This is a genomic window from Streptomyces sp. NBC_00083 (assembly GCF_026343295.1).
Taxonomy (GTDB): Bacteria; Actinomycetota; Actinomycetes; order Streptomycetales; family Streptomycetaceae; genus Streptomyces.
In genome coordinates this window covers 944,829-964,209 of sequence record NZ_JAPELY010000002.1, presented here as the reverse complement: position 1 = coordinate 964,209, position 19,381 = coordinate 944,829, and the positions used below count along the sequence as shown (strand labels likewise).

20 protein-coding genes and 1 pseudogene are annotated in these 19,381 nt (G+C 72.8%); 10 read left to right on the top strand and 11 right to left on the bottom strand.

The window, feature by feature from the left end; genetic code table 11:
- Position 1 precedes the first annotated feature (1 nt).
- From OOJ98_RS20810 to OOJ98_RS20800, 3 genes and pseudogenes are all read left to right on the top strand, one after another.
- A complete protein-coding gene (locus tag OOJ98_RS20810) occupies positions 2-781 on the top strand; it encodes an ABC transporter permease (protein WP_267056435.1) in 780 nt (259 codons plus the stop codon).
- Positions 782-922: 141 nt separating this feature from the next.
- A complete protein-coding gene (locus tag OOJ98_RS20805) occupies positions 923-2,107 on the top strand; it encodes an ATP-binding cassette domain-containing protein (RefSeq protein WP_267056434.1) in 1,185 nt (394 codons plus the stop codon).
- Positions 2,108-2,157: 50 nt separating this feature from the next.
- Positions 2,158-2,955 (top strand): annotated as a pseudogene (locus OOJ98_RS20800) (ABC transporter permease); the annotation flags it as partial.
- A 39-nt stretch (positions 2,956-2,994) separates the two neighbouring features.
- On the opposite strand, the gene OOJ98_RS20795 reads toward OOJ98_RS20800, so the two are convergent.
- Positions 2,995-3,327, bottom strand: coding sequence for an ATP/GTP-binding protein (locus OOJ98_RS20795; protein ID WP_267056433.1), 333 nt, complete (start codon positions 3,325-3,327; stop codon positions 2,995-2,997).
- 216 nt (positions 3,328-3,543) lie between these two features.
- Here OOJ98_RS20795 and OOJ98_RS20790 point away from each other — a divergent pair, with 216 nt between their 5' ends.
- Positions 3,544-4,581, top strand: coding sequence for an LLM class flavin-dependent oxidoreductase (locus OOJ98_RS20790; protein WP_267056432.1), 1,038 nt, complete (start codon positions 3,544-3,546; stop codon positions 4,579-4,581).
- Between the two features lie 94 nt (positions 4,582-4,675).
- On the opposite strand, the gene OOJ98_RS20785 is transcribed toward OOJ98_RS20790, so the two are convergent.
- Complete coding sequence (locus OOJ98_RS20785; RefSeq protein ID WP_100577461.1) at positions 4,676-5,068, bottom strand: SCO5389 family protein; 393 nt, start codon at positions 5,066-5,068, stop codon at positions 4,676-4,678.
- 228 nt (positions 5,069-5,296) lie between these two features.
- Between OOJ98_RS20785 and nucS the strand changes: the two genes are divergently transcribed.
- Positions 5,297-5,968: an endonuclease NucS gene (gene nucS / locus OOJ98_RS20780; RefSeq protein WP_267056431.1), complete on the top strand. Its 672-nt coding sequence runs from the start codon at positions 5,297-5,299 to the stop codon at positions 5,966-5,968.
- A 117-nt stretch (positions 5,969-6,085) separates the two neighbouring features.
- On the opposite strand, the gene OOJ98_RS20775 is transcribed toward nucS, so the two are convergent.
- From OOJ98_RS20775 to OOJ98_RS20760, 4 genes are all read right to left on the bottom strand, one after another.
- Entirely contained in the window at positions 6,086-8,671 is a 2,586-nt protein-coding gene (locus tag OOJ98_RS20775; protein WP_267056430.1) for an ATP-binding protein, read from the bottom strand.
- Between the two features lie 295 nt (positions 8,672-8,966).
- Complete coding sequence (locus OOJ98_RS20770; protein ID WP_100577458.1) at positions 8,967-9,290, bottom strand: STAS domain-containing protein; 324 nt, start codon at positions 9,288-9,290, stop codon at positions 8,967-8,969.
- Positions 9,291-9,428: 138 nt separating this feature from the next.
- The gene (locus OOJ98_RS20765; protein ID WP_267056429.1) at positions 9,429-10,277 is read right to left on the bottom strand and encodes a 3-hydroxyacyl-CoA dehydrogenase family protein; all 849 of its coding nucleotides are present in this window, start codon (positions 10,275-10,277) and stop codon (positions 9,429-9,431) included.
- Positions 10,278-10,412: 135 nt separating this feature from the next.
- Entirely contained in the window at positions 10,413-11,054 is a 642-nt protein-coding gene (locus OOJ98_RS20760) for a TetR/AcrR family transcriptional regulator (RefSeq protein ID WP_267056428.1), read from the bottom strand.
- A gap of 82 nt (positions 11,055-11,136) precedes the next feature.
- Here OOJ98_RS20760 and OOJ98_RS20755 point away from each other — a divergent pair, with 82 nt between their 5' ends.
- From OOJ98_RS20755 to OOJ98_RS20745, 3 genes are read left to right on the top strand one after another with little or no spacing between them, the layout of a single operon-like run.
- Entirely contained in the window at positions 11,137-11,919 is a 783-nt protein-coding gene (locus tag OOJ98_RS20755; protein ID WP_267056427.1) for an ABC transporter ATP-binding protein, read from the top strand.
- A 9-nt stretch (positions 11,920-11,928) separates the two neighbouring features.
- Complete coding sequence (locus tag OOJ98_RS20750) at positions 11,929-12,690, top strand: ABC transporter permease (protein ID WP_267056426.1); 762 nt, start codon at positions 11,929-11,931, stop codon at positions 12,688-12,690.
- 13 nt (positions 12,691-12,703) lie between these two features.
- The gene (locus OOJ98_RS20745; protein ID WP_267056425.1) at positions 12,704-13,276 is read left to right on the top strand and encodes a cob(I)yrinic acid a,c-diamide adenosyltransferase; all 573 of its coding nucleotides are present in this window, start codon (positions 12,704-12,706) and stop codon (positions 13,274-13,276) included.
- A gap of 547 nt (positions 13,277-13,823) precedes the next feature.
- On the opposite strand, the gene OOJ98_RS20740 is transcribed toward OOJ98_RS20745, so the two are convergent.
- From OOJ98_RS20740 to OOJ98_RS20720, 5 genes are read right to left on the bottom strand one after another with little or no spacing between them, the layout of a single operon-like run.
- A complete protein-coding gene (locus tag OOJ98_RS20740; protein ID WP_267056424.1) occupies positions 13,824-14,012 on the bottom strand; it encodes a hypothetical protein in 189 nt (62 codons plus the stop codon).
- 29 nt (positions 14,013-14,041) lie between these two features.
- Positions 14,042-14,506 (bottom strand): hypothetical protein, encoded by a 465-nt coding sequence (locus tag OOJ98_RS20735; protein WP_267056423.1) that lies wholly within the window; start codon positions 14,504-14,506, stop codon positions 14,042-14,044.
- Between the two features lie 41 nt (positions 14,507-14,547).
- On the bottom strand, positions 14,548-16,011 hold the full coding sequence (locus OOJ98_RS20730) for a HAMP domain-containing sensor histidine kinase (RefSeq protein WP_267056422.1): 1,464 nt from the start codon (positions 16,009-16,011) through the stop codon (positions 14,548-14,550).
- A complete protein-coding gene (locus tag OOJ98_RS20725) occupies positions 16,008-16,703 on the bottom strand; it encodes a response regulator transcription factor (RefSeq protein WP_267056421.1) in 696 nt (231 codons plus the stop codon). The genes OOJ98_RS20730 and OOJ98_RS20725 overlap by 4 nt, the downstream gene beginning before the upstream one ends.
- 23 nt (positions 16,704-16,726) lie before the next feature.
- On the bottom strand, positions 16,727-17,377 hold the full coding sequence (locus OOJ98_RS20720) for a hypothetical protein (RefSeq protein ID WP_267056420.1): 651 nt from the start codon (positions 17,375-17,377) through the stop codon (positions 16,727-16,729).
- Positions 17,378-17,530: 153 nt separating this feature from the next.
- Between OOJ98_RS20720 and OOJ98_RS20715 the strand changes: the two genes are divergently transcribed.
- Both OOJ98_RS20715 and OOJ98_RS20710 read left to right on the top strand, forming a co-directional pair.
- Positions 17,531-18,721: a sensor histidine kinase gene (locus OOJ98_RS20715; RefSeq protein WP_267057044.1), complete on the top strand. Its 1,191-nt coding sequence runs from the start codon at positions 17,531-17,533 to the stop codon at positions 18,719-18,721.
- Positions 18,718-19,356 carry a response regulator transcription factor gene (locus tag OOJ98_RS20710; RefSeq protein ID WP_267056419.1) on the top strand — a complete coding sequence of 213 codons (639 nt, stop codon included), beginning with the start codon at positions 18,718-18,720 and terminating at the stop codon, positions 19,354-19,356. The genes OOJ98_RS20715 and OOJ98_RS20710 overlap by 4 nt, the downstream gene beginning before the upstream one ends.
- The last annotated feature ends 25 nt before the right edge of the window (positions 19,357-19,381 follow it).

The window sequence follows — 19,381 nt, the reverse complement described above, 5'->3', positions numbered from 1 at the left end:
CATGGCGTCGGTACCCGCGGTCCTCAAATCCGAGTGGACCAAGATCCGTACGGTCTCCTCCACCACCTGGACTCTGGCCTGTGCCCTGATCGTCACGGTCGCGATCGGCGCGGCGCTCTGCGCCCTGATGAAGTCGCAGTTCGACGACCTCAAGCCGGAGGAGAGGCTGACGTTCGACCCGACGTTCATCAGCTTCTCCGGGATGATCCTCGGCCAGCTGGCGATGGTCGTCTTCGGCGTCCTCGTCGTCGGCACCGAGTACAGCTCCGGCATGATCCGCTCCTCGCTCGCCGCCGTGCCGCGGCGCGCCACGTTCCTCTTCTCCAAGGTCGCGGTGGCGACGGTGCTCGCGCTCATCGTGGGCATGATCACCAGCTTCCTGGCCTTCTTCCTCGGCCAGGCGCTGCTCGGCCCGCACCGGACCACGATCGGCGAGCCCAACGTGCTGCGCGCGGTCGTCGGCGCCGGGCTCTACATGGCGCTGATCGCCCTGTTCTCGATGGGCGTGGCGACGATGCTGCGCAGCTCGATGCTGTCGCTCGGCATCCTGATGCCGTTCTTCTTCCTGATCTCGCAGATCCTCTCCGCGGTGCCGGGCGCCAAGAACGTGGCCCGTTACTTCCCGGACCGGGCCGGCTCGCAGATCATGCAGGTGGTGCCGGACGCCATGAACAGCGACCCCGCGCCGTACGGCCCCTGGGTCGGCCTCGGCATCATGGTCCTGTGGGTGATCGCGGCGCTCGCGGGCGGCTACCTCGTGCTGAGGAAGCGGGACGCCTGAGCCGCGCGGGGGGCGGGGGCCCAGAGATCACGACTTAGCCGGAACCGTCAAGGCCTGGATAAGCTCCTCACTCATACGGGGGCATGCCGGCCGCGCGCCGGACACCGCCCCGACGACCCAAACCGTCGATGGGGCTGGAGAATGATCGAGGCAGTCGGCCTGACGAAGCGCTACGGCGCCAAGACAGCCGTACACAACCTTTCCTTTCAGGTGCGGCCGGGCGCGGTCACCGGCTTCCTGGGGCCCAACGGCTCCGGGAAGTCCACCACCATGCGCATGATCCTCGGCCTCGACCGGCCGACCGCCGGCCGCGTCACGATCGACGGCCACCCCTTCGGCGACCTGCCCAACGCCCCCCGCCAGGTCGGCGCCCTGCTCGACGCCAAGGCGGTGCACGGCGGCCGCAGCGCCCGCAGCCACCTGCTCTCGCTCGCCCAGCTCTCCGGCATCCCGGCCCGCAGGGTCGACGAGGTGCTCGGTGTCGTCGGCCTCCAGGACGTCGCCAAGCGCCGCTCCAAGGGGTTCTCGCTCGGCATGGGCCAGCGGCTCGGCATCGCCGCAGCGCTCCTCGGCGACCCGAAGGTGCTGCTCTTCGACGAGCCGGTCAACGGCCTCGACCCCGAGGGCATCCTGTGGGTGCGCAACCTGATGAAGCGGCTCGCCGCCGAGGGCCGCACCGTGTTCGTCTCCTCGCACCTGATGAGCGAGATGGCGCTGACCGCCGACCACCTCATCGTGATCGGCCGCGGTCAGCTCCTCGCGGACATGAGCGTCACCGACTTCATCTCCCACAACTCGGCGGACTTCGCGCGCGTCCGCACACCGGCGACGGAGCCCGCGCAGCGCGAGAAGCTCACCTCCGCGCTGACCGAGGCGGGCGGCCAGGTCCTGCCCGAGCCGGACGGCGCGCTGCGTGTGACCGGGCTCGCGCTCCCCCGGATCAGCGATGTGGCGCACGAGGCGGACGTACGCCTGTGGGAGCTCTCCCCGCACCAGGCCTCCCTCGAAGAGGCGTACATGCGGATGACGCAGGGCGCGGTCGACTACCGCTCGACGACCGACCAGAAGGCCGGCCTGCAGCCCGTGATGCCGCCCGGGTACGTGCCGCCGCAGGAGCTCCCCCAGGTGCCCCAGCAGGGCTGGTACGCCCCGCCGCCGCCCGGCCAGAACCCGTACGCGGGCCCGCCGCAGCCGCCGATGCCCCAGCCGCCGGTCCAGCAGGCCCCGCCCGCGCAGCCGCCGGTCCAGCAGCCGCCCGCCGCTCCCCCGGTTCCGCAGGCCCCGGCCGCGCCTGCCGCCCCGACGACGTCCGAGGACAGCCGATGACCACCCCCTACCAGCAGCAGCCCGTCCAGCAGGCGCCGGCCGGCTCGCTCGGCTCGTACACCTCGCCCATCGCGGTGCGGCGGGCCACCTTCGGTGACGCGCTCGCCTCCGAGTGGACCAAGATCCGCTCGGTGCGCTCGACCCTGTGGACGCTGGGCGTCCTGATCGTGCTCATGGTCGGCCTCGGCCTGCTCGTCGCCACCATCGTGCGGGCGGCCGACAACCGCGAGGAGACCGGCACGTCGGCCCTGGCGTTCGGCTCCTTCGGGGTGATCCTCGGCTCGCTCTGCGTGATCACCCTCGGGGTGCTGACCATCACCTCCGAGTACGGCACCGGCATGATCCGTACGACGCTGACGGCCTGCCCCAGCCGGGGCCGGATCCTCGCCGCGAAGTCGGTCGTGTTCTTCCTGATCACGTTCGTCATCGTGACGGCGTGCGCCGCGCTCGTCGGGATCCTCCAGACCGCGATGGTGCCGTGGGCACCGGCGCCGACCGGCGGCGAGTGGCTGCGGGCCACACTCGGCGTCGGGCTCTACATCGCGATGCTGGGCCTGCTGTCGCTCGCGGTCGGCGCGCTGATCCGGCACTCCGCGGGGGCGATCACGATCATGGTGGGCGTGGTGCTGCTGCCGCTGGTGCTCGCCCTGTTCATGGCCTCCGAGTCGCTGACCGACCTGCGGACCTTCCTCATGGACTACTCGATCCCCAGCCAGCTGATCAGCTTCTACGGCGGCTCGATCTCGGGCTCCGGGCCGTCCGGCTGGGACTCGCTGTGGATCATCACGGGGATCACCGCCGTTGCCCTGGGCGGCGCGCTCTTCACCCTCAAGCAGCGCGACGTGTAAGGGCGTTGGGGAGCCGGCCGCCCGTGTCGCGGACCGCGCTCAGTACTTGGGCGCGTTCCTGGACCGCTGCACCCGCGTGGTGCGGCGGTCCTTCGCGTTCCAGCAGGCCTTGTGCCAGTGCCGGCGCTCGTCCACGCCGCCGTACTCGGGCCAGGCCACCAAGTGCGGGGCGCCGGAGGGGATCTCCTGGTCGCAGCCGGGGCAGCGGTACCGCTTGCCGGCGGCGCTGGCGCCCGCCACATGGCGGACGGACCACTCCTCGCCCTGCCACGACTCGGTGCCCTGGAGGCCGAAGCGGTCACCGCCGCCCGGCCGGCTCTCGGACTCGGTCGGCTTCTCGCCGCCCTTGGGGCGGTTGCGGCGCGGGGACACGTAGACACCTCACGGGGCGGGCGGACGTTTCTCTCCAGCCTAGGCCCACGCGGTCGGGGTACCCGTCCGGGGAGGGAGGGCAGGCCGTCACCCGTTCGAGGGACTCTTAGCGGACAATCGCAAAAAGTTGGCGGCTGCCCGTGCCTTTGGCACTTGTCAGACGTTCTTGCCATGACGAGGGGGAGAGCCGCGTCGGCCGCAAGGAGGCACAAGGCGATGCGTGTGGGCACTTTTGTACTGGCGGCCCAGTTTCCGGGCCAGGGGCAGGGAGAAACGCTCCATCGAGCGGTCAGGTCCGCCGAGGTGGCCGAGGAGGCCGGGCTCGACGCGGTCTGGCTCGCCGAACACCACTTCGTACCGTACGGCGTGTGTCCGTCCGCCGTGACGCTGGCGGCGCTATTGCTCGGGCGCACCCGGCGGATCAGGGTCGGCACCGCGGTGAGCGTGCTGCCGACCGGGCACCCCGTGGCGCTCGGCGAGCAGGCCGCGCTGCTGCACCTCACCTCCGGCGGGCGCTTCTCGCTCGGCGTCGGGCGGGGTGGCCCCTGGGTCGACCTGGAGGTGTTCGGCTCGGGCCTCGCGGCGTACGAGGAGGGCTTCCCGGAATCGCTCGACCTGCTCCTGCGCTGGCTGCGCGAGCCCCGCGTCGGCGCGCAGGGGGAACGATTCACCTTCCGCGAGGTCCCGGTCGTGCCGCGCCCGGCGGAGATCCTGGACGGCGGTCCCGAGGACGCCTGCCCGGAGGTGATCGTGGCCTGCACATCGCCGCGGAGCGTGAAGCTGGCCGCGGAGCGCGGGCTCCCGATGCTGCTCGGGATGCACTGCGGCGACGAGGAGAAGGCGGAGATGGTCGCACTGTGGCGCGGCGAGGCGCTCGCCGCGGGCCACACGCCGGAGCGGGTGGCGGCCGCGGGCCATGTGTCGGCCGGGGTCGCCCAGATCGCCGACCGCGGGGCCGATGCCGCGGAGACGCTCCTGAAGGCCATGCCGGGCTGGCTGAAGCAGGGCCTTGACGCCCATGTGACGGTCGACGGCCGGCGCCGTGCGATGCGCGACCCGGTGGCGTACACCGAACTCCTCTGCGGTCTGCACCCGGTGGGCACGCCCCGGCTCGCCGCGGACCGGCTCGCCGCCACGTCCGAGCGCACCGGCATCACCCGCTTCGCGCTGCTCGTCGAGGGCTCGGGCGACCTCGCGGCCACCGAGGAGAACGTATGGAGGCTGGGCACGGAGGTGCTGCCCCTGCTGACCTGACACCTGCCGTACGGGCCGGGCCGGGCCGGCCCGGCAACTGGCCACCGCTCCGCGTCAGTTGCACCTCCCGCGACGCGGAGCGGCAGCGAAGCCGTCAGCAGTCCCGAAGCTCCGGAGACTGGTTGAGCAACTGACCCCTGATCGAGGTGAAGCGGGCGAGCCGCTCATCGGACGAGGGGTCCAGAGGGAACACCGCGACACGGTGGCAGTTCTGGAACGCCAGGCGGACACCGAAGTGCCGCTGGAGCGCACCGCGTATGGCGTCACTCGCAAGAGCACGCAGCAGCTGGCCGCGCGCCTGCTCGTCCGGCGGGGGCGTCTGGTTGTCGGCGAAGGCTCCGCCGTCGACCTTCAGCTGGGCCACCAGAGAGCTGATCATCTCCCACGCGTAGGGCAGGGAGGTCCGGACGCAGTCGACGAAGGCGGCTTCGTCGACCTCGCCTCGCTCGGCCTGTTCGAGTAGGGCCGGTGAGACGTCGAGCGACATGGTTTCTCCTCTCGCGACCCCGGAGAGCGGGGCCTTACGGGCAGGGAAAGGGAGCATGACGGCCGTCTCTCCCGACAACGCAGCGTGCGCGGCCGACAACCTCCCGCTTCCACGGTAGGCGCGATGTCGGGCCCATGGCAGGTACTTGGCACATAACCGGCCAATAACGAACAGTGCACTCCAGGGCGAATCGCGTTCCCCGGGGGGAGTCGAGTAGCGTTGCGCCCCATGCGTCTCGTCATCGCCCGCTGCTCCGTCGACTATGCGGGCCGGCTCACCGCCCATCTCCCCTCCGCCCCCCGTCTCATCCTGGTGAAGGCGGACGGCAGCGTGTCCATCCACGCTGACGACCGGGCCTACAAGCCCCTCAACTGGATGTCGCCGCCCTGCACCCTCAAGGAGGGGACCGGGGAGACCGAGGGCGTCTGGACGGTCATCAACAAGGCGGGCGAGAAGCTCATCATCACGATGGAGGAGATCCTCCACGACTCCGCGCACGAACTCGGTGTGGACCCTGGCCTGATCAAGGACGGCGTGGAAGCGCACCTCCAGGAGCTGCTCGCCGACCGCATCGAGACCCTCGGCGACGGATACACCCTGATCCGCCGCGAATACCCGACGGCGATCGGCCCGGTCGACATCCTGTGCCGGGACGGCGACGGGAAGACCGTGGCGATCGAGATCAAGCGGCGCGGCGAGATCGACGGCGTGGAGCAGCTGACCCGCTATCTGGAGCTGCTCAACCGCGACCCGCACCTCGCCCCGGTCCAGGGCGTCTTCGCGGCGCAGGAGATCAAGCCCCAGGCGCGGGTGCTCGCCACCGACCGCGGCATCGGCTGTGTGGTGCTCGACTACGACGCGCTGCGCGGCATCGAGGACGACAAGCTCCGCCTGTTCTGAGCTCGTTGGGTACGCGCCGTCCCCCCGGATGCGTACGGAAACCGTGCACCAGGTGTACGAGAAGGGGCCCGCGGAGTGCCGCGGGCCCCTTCTCGTGTGCTGCGGGGGAAATCGCCGTCACGCCTGGTGACGGCTGGGTGTGGTCGACGTCGTCGGCGGCGTGGATCCGGCCCGCGCGGTGGACGTCGGGGAGCTGGAGGCCGAGCTCGTCGCGGGCGGCGGCTTGGTGGTGGGGTCGGGCGGGCCGCTGCCACTGCTGCCTCCGGCGCCTCCGCTGCCGCCCGGCGACGACGAGGCCGGTGACGACGGCGTGTCCGTCGGCGGGGCGGTCTTGGTGGGCGGTGTGCCGGTCGGCGTGGACTTCGTGGGCGAGGCCGGGCCCGAGGGCTTGCCCGGCGTCGAGGACTTGGGGCCGCCCGGGGTCGAGGCCCCCGTCGAGGGGTGGCCCGTGGTGCCCGGGGAGCTCGGGGTTCCGCTGGTGCCCGGCACCGGCTGCCCGGAGGTGCCGGGCCTGGGGGTGGCACCCGGCTTGGCGGCGCTCGTGGGTCCGCCGCCCTTGTTGTCGCCCGGTGTGGCGCCGTCGCTGGGGTCGGCGCTCGCGCCGCTGCCGTCGTCGCCCTCGTCGCCGGTCGACTGCTGCTGTTGCTTGACGTCGTTGTCGGGGCTGTCGCCGGTGTTGTTGGAGGTCGCGCCGAGCGTGACCACGGTGCCGAGGACCGCGGCGAGCAGGGCGCCCGCGCCGGCCGCGACGAGGTTGCGCCGAGCGCCGCCGAACAGGGTGCGCCGCGCCTTGGGCATGGCGGCCCCGACCGGGATGTCCCGCCGGGTGATCAACGCCCCTTCGGCGCCCGGGAGTTGGGCGGTCACGACGGCCGAGGGCGCGCCCACGGGCGGCGTCCGGAGCTCCTCGTGGCGGGCGGCGGGCGGCGCGTCCGCGGCCGGGGTGCGCCCGCCCGGCAGCAGCCCGCCGGAGCGGTCCTCGACCAGGGCGAGGGCGCGGCGCCCGGCGACGGTGCCGCGCTTGTCGGAGAGCGCGCCGCGCAGCCCGATGGAGGCCTCCAGCTCGGCGCGGGCCCGGTCGAGGCCGCCGTTGCAGAGCGCGAGGACACCCAACTCGTGGTGGAAGTACGCCTCTTCGGCCACCTCGCCGGTGCGCCGGGCCGCCTCGGAGCCCACCCTGAGGGCGCGCTCCCACGCGCCCCAGTGGAGCCCCGCGGCGAAGACGGGCGCGGCGGTGCGGGCCAGCTCGACCGCGGCGGCGGGGCGGTCGGGCTCGTCGCCGGGGAGCAGGGCGCTCATCGAGGCGAGCACCCCGTCCGCCTCGGCTGCGGCGCGCTCGGGCGTGACCGAGGGGTGCCCGGTCCACCAGGTGTAGTGCCGGGCGGCGGTGTGGGCGAGCTCGCCCGCGTCGGTCGCGTATCCGGAGTTCTCCAGCTGGGTGAGCACGCCCGCGGCGAGGCGGTAGCGGGCGCCGGCCGGCGAGAGGAGGCCGCAGTCGAGGAGTTCGCCGAGGCTGGCGTCGGCGTGGGTGTCGCCGGTGAGGGCCGGCAGGTGGGCCTGGTGCGGTACTTCGCCGCCGAGGGCGACGGCGAACCGCAGGGTGGCGCGGGCGGCCTCGCTCAGCCGGGAGGCGAGCAGCGCCGCGGGGGCCGCGCCCTCGCCGAGCGTGGGCAGCGGAACCTCGCGGCCCTCGCCCGAGAACACCGAGGCCCCGGCGGGCTCTTCCACCGGGAAGCCGTAGGGATCGAGGGAGTTGGCCTCGCCGCGCAGCCGGTCCCGCTGGCGCAGCAGGGCGCCGGCCTGGACGAAGCGCAGCGGCAGCCCTTCGGACTCGAACCACAGGTCGCCCGCCCAGTTGGCCTCCTCGTCGGTGAGCGGCCGGTCGACGGCCTGCTCCAGGAGTTCGAGGGAGGCGTTGCGGCCGAGGCCGGAGAGGAAGACCTCTTCGACGTGGGACTCGACGTGCGGGGCCTGCACATCGGGGGTGGCGGCGAGCAGATAGGCGCACTCGGGGGTGGCCAGGAGCAGCTCTTCGAGGGTGGCCCCGCCGAATTCGAGGTCGTCGAGGACGACGACGGCGCCGATCTCGTGGACCCGGTCGAGGAGGGTGGCCCGGTCGGGCCGGTGCCGGGGCGCGTGGAAGACCGTGGCGTACAGCTCGTGCAGCAGCTCGGTGGGGGTGCGCCGGAGGCCGGAGAGGCGTACGACGCCGTCGGGGGCGAGTTCGGCGCAGTCGCCGGCGACGGCGTCGAGCAGGGCGCTGCGTCCGGAGCCGGCGGGACCGGTGAGCCGTACGGAGCGGCCGCGGCCGAGGAGGCGCAGGAGCCTGGCGCGTTCTTCCTGCCGTTCGAGCAGGGCGGGGGTGGGCACCATGAGGCCGGGCGGGAGCGGCGGCAGGGCGGCTCTCTGGTACTCGGCGCGGTCGGTGGCGCCGCGCCGCACGGCGCGCGCGGGTATGTCGCCGGGCGGGCAGTTCTCGATCTCGCTGCCGTCGACCGGGTTGACGGTGAGGAGGAAGTCGCCGGCGACGAGCTGGACGGTGCGGGCGAGTCCGGCCGCGCGCTGTCCGAAGTCGGCGGTGGTGGGCTCCTTGTCGCGCGGCGGGCGGTGCGGCGCGGCGCCCGTTTCCGTGTGTGCGCCCGCAACGCCGACCGCGTCGTCGGCATGGTTGAACTCTTCCGGTCCCCGGCTCATCGGGTCCATGGTGAAAGCCCCCCAGATGCGTGGTGCGTAAGGAATGCCCCTCCCGGCCCTTACGCACTTCGCTCTTCGCTGTCGCTTCTGGTCCGGTGCCCGCCGTGTGGGTTCGTCGATCGGCGGGAAGCCGAACCCTAGACCTCCGGACAGTATCTACGAACAGGCGGGGTGCCACCCCGCCCGGGACGTCACAGTCTCATGAGGATTGCGCGCGGAGTCCGATTCCCGCACTCCTGTCCCGACAACACCCGTCCTGGGAAGCCGTGTACGGGCTTCACCGCTGCCGGGACGCCTGTGCGGGCTACACGCGCGGCAGGGCCTCCGCCACGATGCCGCCCTCGATCGCGAGGATGCGGTGCAGGCGGGTGGCGACCAGGAGGCGCTGCATCTGGGGCGGCACGCCGCGCAGCACGAGGCGCCGGCCGCACCGGCCGGCCCGGCGGTGTGCCCCCATGATCACGCCGAGTCCGGTGGCGTCCCACGAGTCCAGTTCGGTGAGGTCGAGCACGAGGTCACCGGCCCCGTCGTCGACCGCCGAGTGCAGGGCCGTACGGGCGTCCGCCGCGCTGCGGACGTCGAGGCGGCCCCCGACGACCAGCTCGACGTGGTCGCCCCTGATGTGCATATGCGCTCCCGAGAGTGCTCTGGCTTTGCCGACAACCGACTCAACAACTGACTGCCCCACGGCCACAGAAGTTGCCGCCCGTGAGCGAACCGATACCCAATTCACCCCATGGAGTGAGGTCCGGGGGCGGTCGGCGGTTCAGTGCTTGTAGAAGCCCTGCCCGCTCTTGCGACCGATGTCACCCGCGTCCACCATCCGGCGCATCAGCTCCGGCGGGGCGAACTTCTCGTCCTGGGACTCGGTGTAGATGTTGCTGGTGGCGTGCAGCAGGATGTCCACGCCGGTGAGGTCGGCGGTGGCGAGCGGGCCCATCGCGTGGCCGAAGCCCAGCTTGCAGGCGAGGTCGATGTCCTCGGCGCTGGCCACGCCCGACTCGTACAGCTTGGCCGCCTCGACGACGAGCGCCGAGATGAGGCGGGTGGTGACGAAGCCGGCCACGTCGCGGTTGACGACGATGCAGGTCTTGCCGACCGACTCGGCGAACTCGCGCGCGGCGGCCAGGGTTTCGTCGCTGGTCTTGTAGCCGCGCACCAGCTCGCACAGCTGCATCATCGGGACCGGCGAGAAGAAGTGGACGCCGACGACCCGCTCGGGGTGCTCGGTGGCCGCCGCGATCTTGGTGATCGGGATGGCGGAGGTGTTGGAGGCGAGCACGGTCTCCGGGCGCACGATCTTGTCGAGCGTGCGGAAGATCTCGTGCTTGACCTCCAGCTTCTCGAAGACGGCCTCGACGACGATGTCGGCGTCGGCGGCGGCGTCCAGATCGGTGGTCGTGGTGATGCGGGCGAGCGCGGCCTCGGCGTCCTCGGCGGCCAGCCTGCCCTTGCTCACGAACCGGTCGTACGAGGCCTTGATGCCGTCGGTGCCCCGCGTGAGGGCCTCGTCGGTGACGTCGCGCAGGACGACGTCCCAGCCCGCCTGGGCAGAGACCTGCGCGATACCGGACCCCATGAGTCCGGCTCCGATGACGGCGAGCTTCCTGGCCACGACACTTCCCTCCAACAGGTTTCCACCCAAGCCTTCTTGGCGGAGGCTATCGGCAGGGCGGCCTTCTGGGAGGGCTAAGAGATGCGCGTCACGTCTCAGATGACGGACATCACACCGGGCGGCGTGAGGTGGGTCTCAGCGGGCGCCCCGTACGGCGTAGTTGAGCACCTCGTCTCCCAGGAGCCCCTCCATCGCGTCGATCAGGACGAGCACCTCGCGGGAGACGGCCCTCGGGTCGCGGCCGGCCATCATCTCGCGGCCGATGGCGGCCATGGCCGTCTGGTGGACCCAGTTGATCTGACCCGCGATCAGCGCGGGCAGGGTGTCGCCGGGGTCCGCGCCGGTCTCCTCGCGCAGGGTCGTCTCCAGGTTGGCGAGGACCTCCTGGCCGACGGCCCAGAGCCGGGCCTTGAGCGCGGGTGAGGCGTCGATGACGGCCATGAACCGGCTGTAGCCCTCCATCAGGCCGACCCGCGGCGAGACCGACTCGACCTCGCCGCGCAGCTCGCGCAGGACCGCCCCGGCGGCCGACTCGCCGTCGTCACGGCCGCGCACCCAGCGCGTGAGCCGGTCGACGATGCCCTTGCTGCGGTCGAGGAACAGGTCCTCCTTGGCGGGGAAGTAGTTGTAGACGGTGTTCACCGACACGTCGGCCACCTCGGCGATCTCGGCGATCGTGACCGCCTCGAAGCCGCGCTCCATGAAGAGCCCGGTGGCCAGGTCCGAGATCCGCTGCCTGGTCTCGCGCTTCTTCCGCTCCCTGAGCCCCTCTGCCATGGCACCAGCGTAAGCGATTCGTGCGCACTCTTAAATTTTGGAGGCATTGCAATTTTGGGGAGGCCCTGTTTTTCTTACGGGCATGGCAATCATCAGCACGGCCGGGCTGGCCCGGACGTTCCAGAGCAAGGCGGGCCCGGTCGAGGCGGTGCGGGGCATCGACCTGACGGTCCGGGCCGGCGAGATCCTCGGCTTCCTCGGCCCCAACGGCGCGGGCAAGACCACGACCCTGCGCATGCTCACCACCCTGCTCCCGCCGACCGGCGGCGCCGCGACCGTGGCCGGCCACGACCTGCTGCGCGACCCCGCCGCCGTACGTCGGGCCTGCGGTTACGTGCCGCAGTCCGGGGGCGTCGACCCGACGCTCTCGGTGCGCGAGGAGCTGGCCACCCAGGGCCGCCTCTACCGCCTGACCAGGACCCAAGCGGCCGCTCGCGCACGGGAGTTGGCGGACGACCTCGGCCTGGCCGGCCTCCTGGACCGCAAGACGTCGACGCTCTCGGGCGGACAGCGGCGCCGCCTCGACATCGCGATGGGCCTCACCCACCGGCCCGAGGTGCTCTTCCTCGACGAGCCGACCACCGGCCTCGACCCGGGCAGCCGCGCCGACCTGTGGGAGCTGGTCCGGCGGATCCGCGCCGAGCACGGCACCACCGTCTTCCTCACCACCCACTACCTCGACGAGGCCGACGCGCTCGCCGACCGCCTCGTCGTCGTCGACCGTGGCGTGGTCGTGGCCGAGGGCACCCCGGACGACCTCAAGACCCGGTACGCGGGCGGCACCGGCGCTTCGCTCCAGGACGCCTTCCTCGCGATCACCGGCCGCAGTGCCACCCCGCAGGAATCCACCCCCGTAGCCGTCTAGGACTCCCCCATGACCGCCTCACCCCTGCTCTGCGACACCGCGCTGATCTTCGGCAGGTACGCCCGCCAGACCCTGCGCTCGAAGTTCCAGATCCTCTTCGGCGTCCTGATGCCGCTGCTCTACCTGCTCTTCTTCGGCCCACTCCTGACGGGCATGCCGCTGGCCTCCCGGGGCAGCTCCTGGCAGATCCTCGTCCCCGGCCTCCTCCTCCAACTCGGCCTGTTCGGCGCCTCGTTCGCGGGCTTCTCGATCATCATCGAGAACAGCTGGGGCGTCGTGGAGCGGATGCGCGTGACCCCGGTCTCGCGTCTCGCGCTGCTCCTGGGGCGGGTGCTGCGGGACGCCGCGCTCTTCGTCTTCCAGGCGGTGCTGCTCGTCCTCGCCGCGCTGGTGATGGGCCTGCGGGCGCCGCTCGCCGGCATCCTGATCGGCTTCGCCTTCGTGGCCGTGCTGGCGCTGTCCCTGGCGTCCCTGTCGTACGCGCTCGCCATGAAGGTGCGTACGCCGCAGGGGTTCGGCCCGGCGGTCAACGCCCTCACCATGCCGTCGATGCTGCTCTCCGGCCTGATGCTCCCGATGACGCTCGCGCCGGCCTGGCTGAACGTGCTGTCCCACTTCATGCCGTTCCGCTACCTGGTGGACGCGGTGCGCTCCGCCTATCTCGGCGCGTACGCCACGCCGACCGTGCTGTACGGGGCCCTGGTGGCGGCGGGTTTCGCGGTACTCGCCGTGACGGTGGGCACACGCGTCTTCCGGACGGCCGGAGCGTAACTACTCTGGCGGCATGGTCAATCTGACGCGCATCTACACCCGCACCGGCGACCAGGGCACGACCGCCCTCGGAGACATGAGCCGGACCGCCAAGACCGATCTGCGGATCGCGGCGTACGCCGACGCCAACGAGGCCAATGCCGTCATCGGCACGGCCGTCGCGCTCGGGCAGCTGTCCGAGGAGGTCGTGAAGGTGCTGGTCCGGGTCCAGAACGACCTCTTCGACGTCGGCGCGGACCTCGCGACGCCGGTCGTCGAGAACCCGGAGTACCCGCCGCTGCGGGTGGAGCAGTCGTACGTCGACAAGCTGGAGGCGGACTGCGACCGGTTCCTGGAGGACCTGGAGAAGCTCCGCAGCTTCATCCTGCCGGGCGGCACGCCGGGCGCGGCGCTGCTGCACCAGGCGTGCACGGTGGTGCGGCGCGCGGAGCGCTCGACGTGGGCGGCGCTCGAGGTCCACGGCGAGGTGATGAACGCCCTCACGGCGACGTACCTGAACCGGCTGTCCGACCTCCTGTTCATCCTGGCGCGGACGGCGAATGTGGGGGTGGGGGACGTGTTGTGGGTGCCGGGTGGGGAGCGGTGAGACGCGGGTCGCCCTAGCAGCCCCCAGGTGGGCCGGCCTTGGCGGCATGCCCACCCCGGGCCACCTCAGCCCGTCCGGCGTTTGAGGACGAGCGCCGTTCAGGCGCGGCACGGGGTCTGGGGCAGAGCCCCAGGCAACCCCGCTTTCGGGTGCGGACCGTGCCCGCTTCTCGCGCAGTTCCCCGCGCCCCCAGGTGGGTTGCCCTTGGCAGGGTGCCCAGTCTCGGCACCCTCAGCCCGTCCGGCGATTGAGGACGAGCGCCTTTCGGGCGCGAACGGGGTCTGGGGCGGAGCCCCAGCAACCCCGCCTACGTCTGCGGACCGTGCCCGCGTCTCGCGCAGTTCCCCGCGCCCCTAGCGGGGTTGGCCTGGGCGGCATGCCCACCCCAGGCCACCTCAGCCCGTCCGGCGATTGAGGACGAGCGCCCTCAAGGCGCGAACGGGGTCTGGGGCGGAGCCCCAGGACACCCCGCTTACGGCTGCGGACCGTGCCCGCGCCCCTGTAGGGCAACCGGCATCCCCAGCCCGGCCGGCGGTTGGGGGCGGGGTCACTGGTTGGACTTGGTGTCCTCGTCCGCCGCCGCCGCAGCGGACTCCGCGTCGCTCACCTTCTTCTCCATCTGCTGCTCCGTCCCGGAGGAAGAGGAGGTGGAAGAGGTGGAAGAGGAGGAGGGGGCGGGCTCGGAGGGCGCTCTGTGCGATCCGCACCCCGTCATCAGCACCGCCGTCACGGCCACGCCCACCCCCCAGGCCCCGACCCGCCCCATCACTTCGCCCCGTTGCCGTTCGCCGCGCACCAGGACGCCACGTCCTTGAGGTCCTTCTGACGCTGCTGGAGGGTGGTCACCAAGCCCTTGCGATAGGTGAGCTTGTGGTCGAGGAGCGTGGCGACCGCCGTGTGGCCCTCCTTCTTCGCGTTGTCCAGGCGCTGCTGCATCCGCGCCACCGAGCCCACCGTCGTGACGCCCCCGTCGAGCCGGTTCAGGGCGCGCTCGATGCGCTTGTCCGCCTTGGGTTCCCGCTTGCAGATCCCCTTCGCGCCGTCGGAGGTGGGCGCGGGCGCCGTGTCGCCTGCCGACGGCTTGGCGGACGCGGGCGCGGGCGCGGAGTCCGCGAAGGCGCTGGGCGCGGTGACGGTCAGGACCGCCGCAGCGGCGAGCGCGGCCGCCGCGACCCGGCGACGGGTCGTCATCGTCGTGACCGAGGTGCTCGGGCTGATCGGGTTGTACATGGCGCTGCCTCCCGGCGGTGAGTACGGCTACGCCCCGGAGGCTAGGAAGGCTCTTTGTGGGAACCTTGTGACCGCTCCGCGGTGACCGTCAACCAGTCCCGCCGAGCGGGCAGTTCACCCTCCCGCACCGTGGCCCCGACCGGCAGCCGCACCGTGCACCGCGTGCCCGTCCCGCCCGGCCCCTCCCCCAGCTCGACGCTCCCCCGGTGCAGCGCCGCCTGCTGGGCGACCAGGGTGAGCCCGAGCCCCGACCCGCTGCTCGCCGGTCCCCGGTGGAAGCGGCGGAACACGTCCCGGCGGGCGCCCGGCGCGACGCCGGGCCCCCGGTCGTCGACGGTGATCAGCACCTCTCCCCCGGCCGCCGCGACCGCGACCGCGATCAGGGCGCGGCCCTCGGCGTCCCTGCCGTGGGCGAGGGCGTTGCCCAGCAGGTTGTCGAGCAGGATGCGGATGCCCGGCTCCCAGCCGTGCAGCGGCGCGGGCTCCGCGCTCAGGGTGATGTGGGCGTCCGGTGCGCGCCGGCGGGCCTCGGCGACCGCGGCGTCGGCGACCTCCGCCACGTCGAGCACCCGGAACGCGTCGGCCTCCACGAGGTCCCCGCGGCCCAGTTCGCGCAGCGCCACCAGCATGCCGAGCAGCCGCCCGTGCTCGCGCCGCAGATCCTCGACGACCTCCGCGCGCTCGGCGCCGGGCAGCCCGGGGTGGGCCAGGACGTCGAGGTTCGTCCCCATGCTCATCAGCGGGTTGCGCAGTTCGTGCGAGGCGGCCGCGGAGAAGGAGCGTGCGGTGTCGAGCGCCTCGGCGGTGCGGGCGGCCTGCTCGTCGTAGCGGGCGAGGACCGTCCGGAGGGTGGCGGCCAGGTCGTCGACCTCGACGACCCGCGTCCGCCGGTGTTCCAGCCGTGCCGAGGTGGTGCGCGGGTCGAGCCCGGCCGCCGCCCGGCGCAGCCGGCCGAGCGGTCGGGTCGCGGCGCTCGCGACGGCCCAGGCGAGCAGCGCGGAGAGCGGGGCCGCGAGCAGCGCGGTGGTCGTCACGCGATGACGCACCAGGGTGATCTGCGCGCGGCTCGCGGTGTCCGGCTCGAACACCCACAGGGTGCCGGAGACCTGCGCCCCGGTCACGGGCAGCGCGTACGCCCGCCAGCTGCGGCCCCCGCCGCGCACGGTGACCGGCGCCCTGGTGGCGGCGGGCAGCGCCACCGAGGGGTCGGGCTGGGGGCCGCCGCTGAACGTGCCGTCGGGCCCGACGAGCCGTACACCGACGTCCAACGCGGCGTTGAACAGGCGGCGTTGACGGTTCTCCTCCGCGGTCGGCCGGTCGTTGGCGGCGGCCCGCAGCAGGGTGCGCGCGTCCTGCGCGATGGCGGTGGCCCGGGACCGCAGATGGCTGTCCTCGGCGCGGTGCAGATCGCGGCCGACCAGGGCGAGCAGCAGCCAGCCGCTGGCGAGGACCAGGAGCGGGACGGTGACGCCGACGGCGAGCGCGATCCGGGTGGCGAGCTTCACGGCCGCTCCCGCAGGACGAAGCCGACGCCGCGCACGGTGTGCACGAGCCGGGGCGCCCCGCCGGCCTCCAGTTTGCGGCGCAGATAGCTGACGAAGGTGTCGACGGCGTCGGTGCGTACGTCGACGTCGTAGCCCCAGACCCGTTCGAGCAGCTGGTCGCGGCTGAGGACGATCCCGGCGTTGCGGGCGAGCACGTCGAGGAGTTCGTACTCGCGCCGGGTGAGGTCGAGGGCGCGTCCGTCGCGGTGCGCGGTGCGGGCCGCCGGGTCGATGACGAGGCCGCAGGCGCGGACCACGTCGTCCTCGGCGGGCGGACGCCGGCGCAGCAACGCGTGCAGTCGCAGGACGAGCTCCTGCAGGGCGAAGGGTTTGACCAGGTAGTCGTCGCCGCCCGCCTGGAGTCCGGCGATGCGGTCGGCGGTCTCATCGAGCGCCGAGAGCATCAGGACGGGGAGGTCGTGCCCGTCCCGCCGCAGGGCGGTGCACACCTCGATGCCGCTCATGCCGGGCATGGACACATCGAGGACGAGGACGTCGGGCGGGCGCCGGGCGATCGCGGCGAGCGCGGCGGGGCCGCCGTCGGCGGTGCGGACCTGGAAGCCGCTCAGCCGCAGCCCCCGGTCGAGCGAGCGGCGCACCGCGTCGTCGTCGTCCACGACCAGGACGTCTCCGGTCCGGCTCGGCCCGCTCATCGGCGCTCCCTCACGTCGTCCGGCTACCGCCGGGTCAGCGTACGGTCCCCGTCTGTGTGCTCCCGGGGGCCGCGGTCGGAGGCGGGCCTGAGCAGCCGGTCGAGCGGCGAGGTCCTGCCCTTCGCCCCGGCCGGCTTCGCCTGTCCGGCCGCCTTCGGGAAGACGCTGTAGCTCAGCGCGATGACCACGTTGATGCCGATCACGACCAGCATCCGCCCCTGCCACGCCCGCAGCGACGCGGTGGCGCCGTCCCCGCCCACGTACCAGATCGCGGCCTGGAGCAGGGCGATCGCGATCACGGATGCCGCGGTGAAGCGGCCCGCGGTCCGCCATTCGTACGCCGTCCTGGCCGCGCCGCCCCTGGGCGCCCCGGCGGGCCGGGGGCCGCCGGCGAAACGGTAGGCGACCCAGGCGTCGGCGCGGGTCACCAGGTGGTGGCCCATCGCGGCCGAGAAGCCGATGTAGACGGCGGCGAGGCCGTGCTTCCAGTCGGGCTGCGCGCCGTTCTTGAGGTCGATGGCGGTGACCACGAGCAGCACCACTTCGAGGAGCGGCTCGCACAGCAGCACCGCCACGCTCGTGCGTGGCATCCCGGCGAGGTAGCGCAGGGCGAGGCCCGCGGCGAGCAGGACCCAGAATCCGGCCTCGCAGGCGATGATCAGCGTGACGATCACGGTGGTCTCCTCTCGTACCCCTCAAGGCTGGCCCGCGCCGGGCGGCGGATCGTCGTCGCGAGTGACGAGACGGGACTGCATCCTTCGATGTAGCGCCGGTTCACCCGGTACGAGGAGGACGGGCGCCCGGCGGCCGTGTTGGATGGGAGGGTGATCCTTGCGCGCCGCCCCCACCGCGACGACGTCCTCATCGCCCTGGCCGGGCTGCTCGGCGGAACCGTGCTGTGGGGTGTCGGGCTGCACACCCAGGGCGGCCGCCTCCTGGGCGACGCGTGGGTCCTGCTGCCCCTGGTGGGCACGGCCGGCCTGGAGCTGGTGCGCCGCACCGCCCCGCAGACCGCTCTGACGCTCGGCACGCTCCTGCTGGTGCTCGACCAGTTCACGCCGGGCAGCCTGGCCACGGTCGTCATGTTCACGGACCTGGTGTACGCGGCCGTCGTGTACGGCACCCCCGCGGCCGCGCGCCGCATCCCGGTCTCCACGGGCCTGATCACGATCGCCGTGACGATCGGCTTCCTCGCCTGGTTCCACCGGCCGGAGGCGCTGCTCATCGGGGTGGTGACCGGTCTGGTCTCGTTCGTGCCCGCGACCACCGGCGCGCTGGTGCGCAACCACCGCGACGCCGCGGACGGCGCCCGGCTGCGGGCCGAACAGACGGCGCTCCTCGCCGAGATGGACCGCAGCCAGGCCGTGGTCGCCGAGCGCGCACGGATGGCCCGCGAGCTGCACGACATGGTCGCCAACCACCTCTCGGCGATCGCCATCCACTCCACGGCCGCGCTCTCCCTGGACGATCCGGCCACCACCCGCCAGGCCCTGTCGGTCATCCGCGAGAACAGTGTGGACGGGCTCGCCGAGATGCGCCGTCTCATCGGGCTGCTCCGCGACACCGGCGGCCACGAAGGGCCGACGGCCGCGCCCACCCTCGCCGGGCTCGACGCGCTGATCGCCCAGGCTCGCGTCAACGGGGCGGACAGCGGGCTCGACGTCGTCCTCGACGACCGCCGCCGCGAGGACGGCCGGCTGCCCGCGCCGGTGGAGCTCGCGGCGTACCGGATCGTGCAGGAGTCCCTCACCAACGCGCTCAAGCACGCGGCGCCCGGCACCGTCGAGGTGACGCTCACCCGCGCGGACGGGCTGCTCACCGTGGCCGTCACCAGCCCGTACGGCGACCGGGATGGGCCGCGCGCGCCGGGTTCCGGCGCGGGGCTCATCGGGATGCGCGAACGGGCCGACCTGCTGGACGGCACGTTCGCCGCGGGTCCCGGAACGACGCCGGACGGCGCCGCGATCTGGCACGTGCGGGCCCATCTGCCCACCGATGAAAGGGAGTTGTACGCATGACGATCCGGGTGGTGGTCGCCGAGGACCAGTCAGCGGTACGGGCCGGGCTCGTCCTGATCCTCTCCAGCGCCCCCGACATCGAGGTGGTGGGCGAGGCCGCGGACGGCGAGCGGGCGGTGGCGCTCGCGCGGGAACTGCGCCCCGACCTGGTCCTGATGGACGTCCAGATGCCGAAGCTGGACGGGGTCGCGGCGACCGCGCAGGTGACCGGTGAGCGGCTCGCCGACGTCCTGGTCCTGACCACCTTCGACCTCGACGCGTACGTGTTCGGTGCGCTGCGCGCGGGCGCCGCGGGCTTCCTGCTGAAGAACACCGACGCGAGGGATCTGATCGAGGCGGTCCGTACGGTGGGGCGCGGCGAGGGCCTGATCGCCCCGGCCGTCACCCGGCGCCTCATCGCGGAGTTCGCCTCGGCTCCGGCCGCCCCGCTGCGCCCGGCCGCGCTCGACACCCTGACCCGGCGCGAGGGCGAGGTCCTGTCGTGTCTGGGCCGGGGCCTGTCCAACGCGCAGATCGCGGTACGTCTCGACATGGCGGAGGCCACCGTGAAGACGCACGTCAGCAGAGTCCTGGGGAAGTTGAAACTGCGCAGCAGGGTCCAAGCGGCGGTGCTGGCGCAGGAGTTGGGGATCTGAGGCGCCGGGCTCCATCGGAGGTCTG

Coding starts and splice junctions, on each gene's coding strand:
- OOJ98_RS20735 (WP_267056423.1), bottom strand. CDS start 14,506: ATGTACAACCCGATCAGCCCGAGCACCTCGGTCACGACGATGACGACC.
- OOJ98_RS20750 (WP_267056426.1), top strand. CDS start 11,929: ATGACCGCCTCACCCCTGCTCTGCGACACCGCGCTGATCTTCGGCAGG.
- OOJ98_RS20785 (WP_100577461.1), bottom strand. CDS start 5,068: ATGTCGCTCGACGTCTCACCGGCCCTACTCGAACAGGCCGAGCGAGGC.
- nucS (WP_267056431.1), top strand. CDS start 5,297: ATGCGTCTCGTCATCGCCCGCTGCTCCGTCGACTATGCGGGCCGGCTC.
- OOJ98_RS20805 (WP_267056434.1), top strand. CDS start 923: ATGATCGAGGCAGTCGGCCTGACGAAGCGCTACGGCGCCAAGACAGCC.
- OOJ98_RS20760 (WP_267056428.1), bottom strand. CDS start 11,054: ATGGCAGAGGGGCTCAGGGAGCGGAAGAAGCGCGAGACCAGGCAGCGG.
- OOJ98_RS20755 (WP_267056427.1), top strand. CDS start 11,137: ATGGCAATCATCAGCACGGCCGGGCTGGCCCGGACGTTCCAGAGCAAG.
- OOJ98_RS20775 (WP_267056430.1), bottom strand. CDS start 8,671: ATGGACCCGATGAGCCGGGGACCGGAAGAGTTCAACCATGCCGACGAC.
- OOJ98_RS20790 (WP_267056432.1), top strand. CDS start 3,544: ATGCGTGTGGGCACTTTTGTACTGGCGGCCCAGTTTCCGGGCCAGGGG.
- OOJ98_RS20770 (WP_100577458.1), bottom strand. CDS start 9,290: ATGCACATCAGGGGCGACCACGTCGAGCTGGTCGTCGGGGGCCGCCTC.
- OOJ98_RS20710 (WP_267056419.1), top strand. CDS start 18,718: ATGACGATCCGGGTGGTGGTCGCCGAGGACCAGTCAGCGGTACGGGCC.
- OOJ98_RS20745 (WP_267056425.1), top strand. CDS start 12,704: ATGGTCAATCTGACGCGCATCTACACCCGCACCGGCGACCAGGGCACG.
- OOJ98_RS20725 (WP_267056421.1), bottom strand. CDS start 16,703: ATGAGCGGGCCGAGCCGGACCGGAGACGTCCTGGTCGTGGACGACGAC.
- OOJ98_RS20810 (WP_267056435.1), top strand. CDS start 2: ATGGCGTCGGTACCCGCGGTCCTCAAATCCGAGTGGACCAAGATCCGT.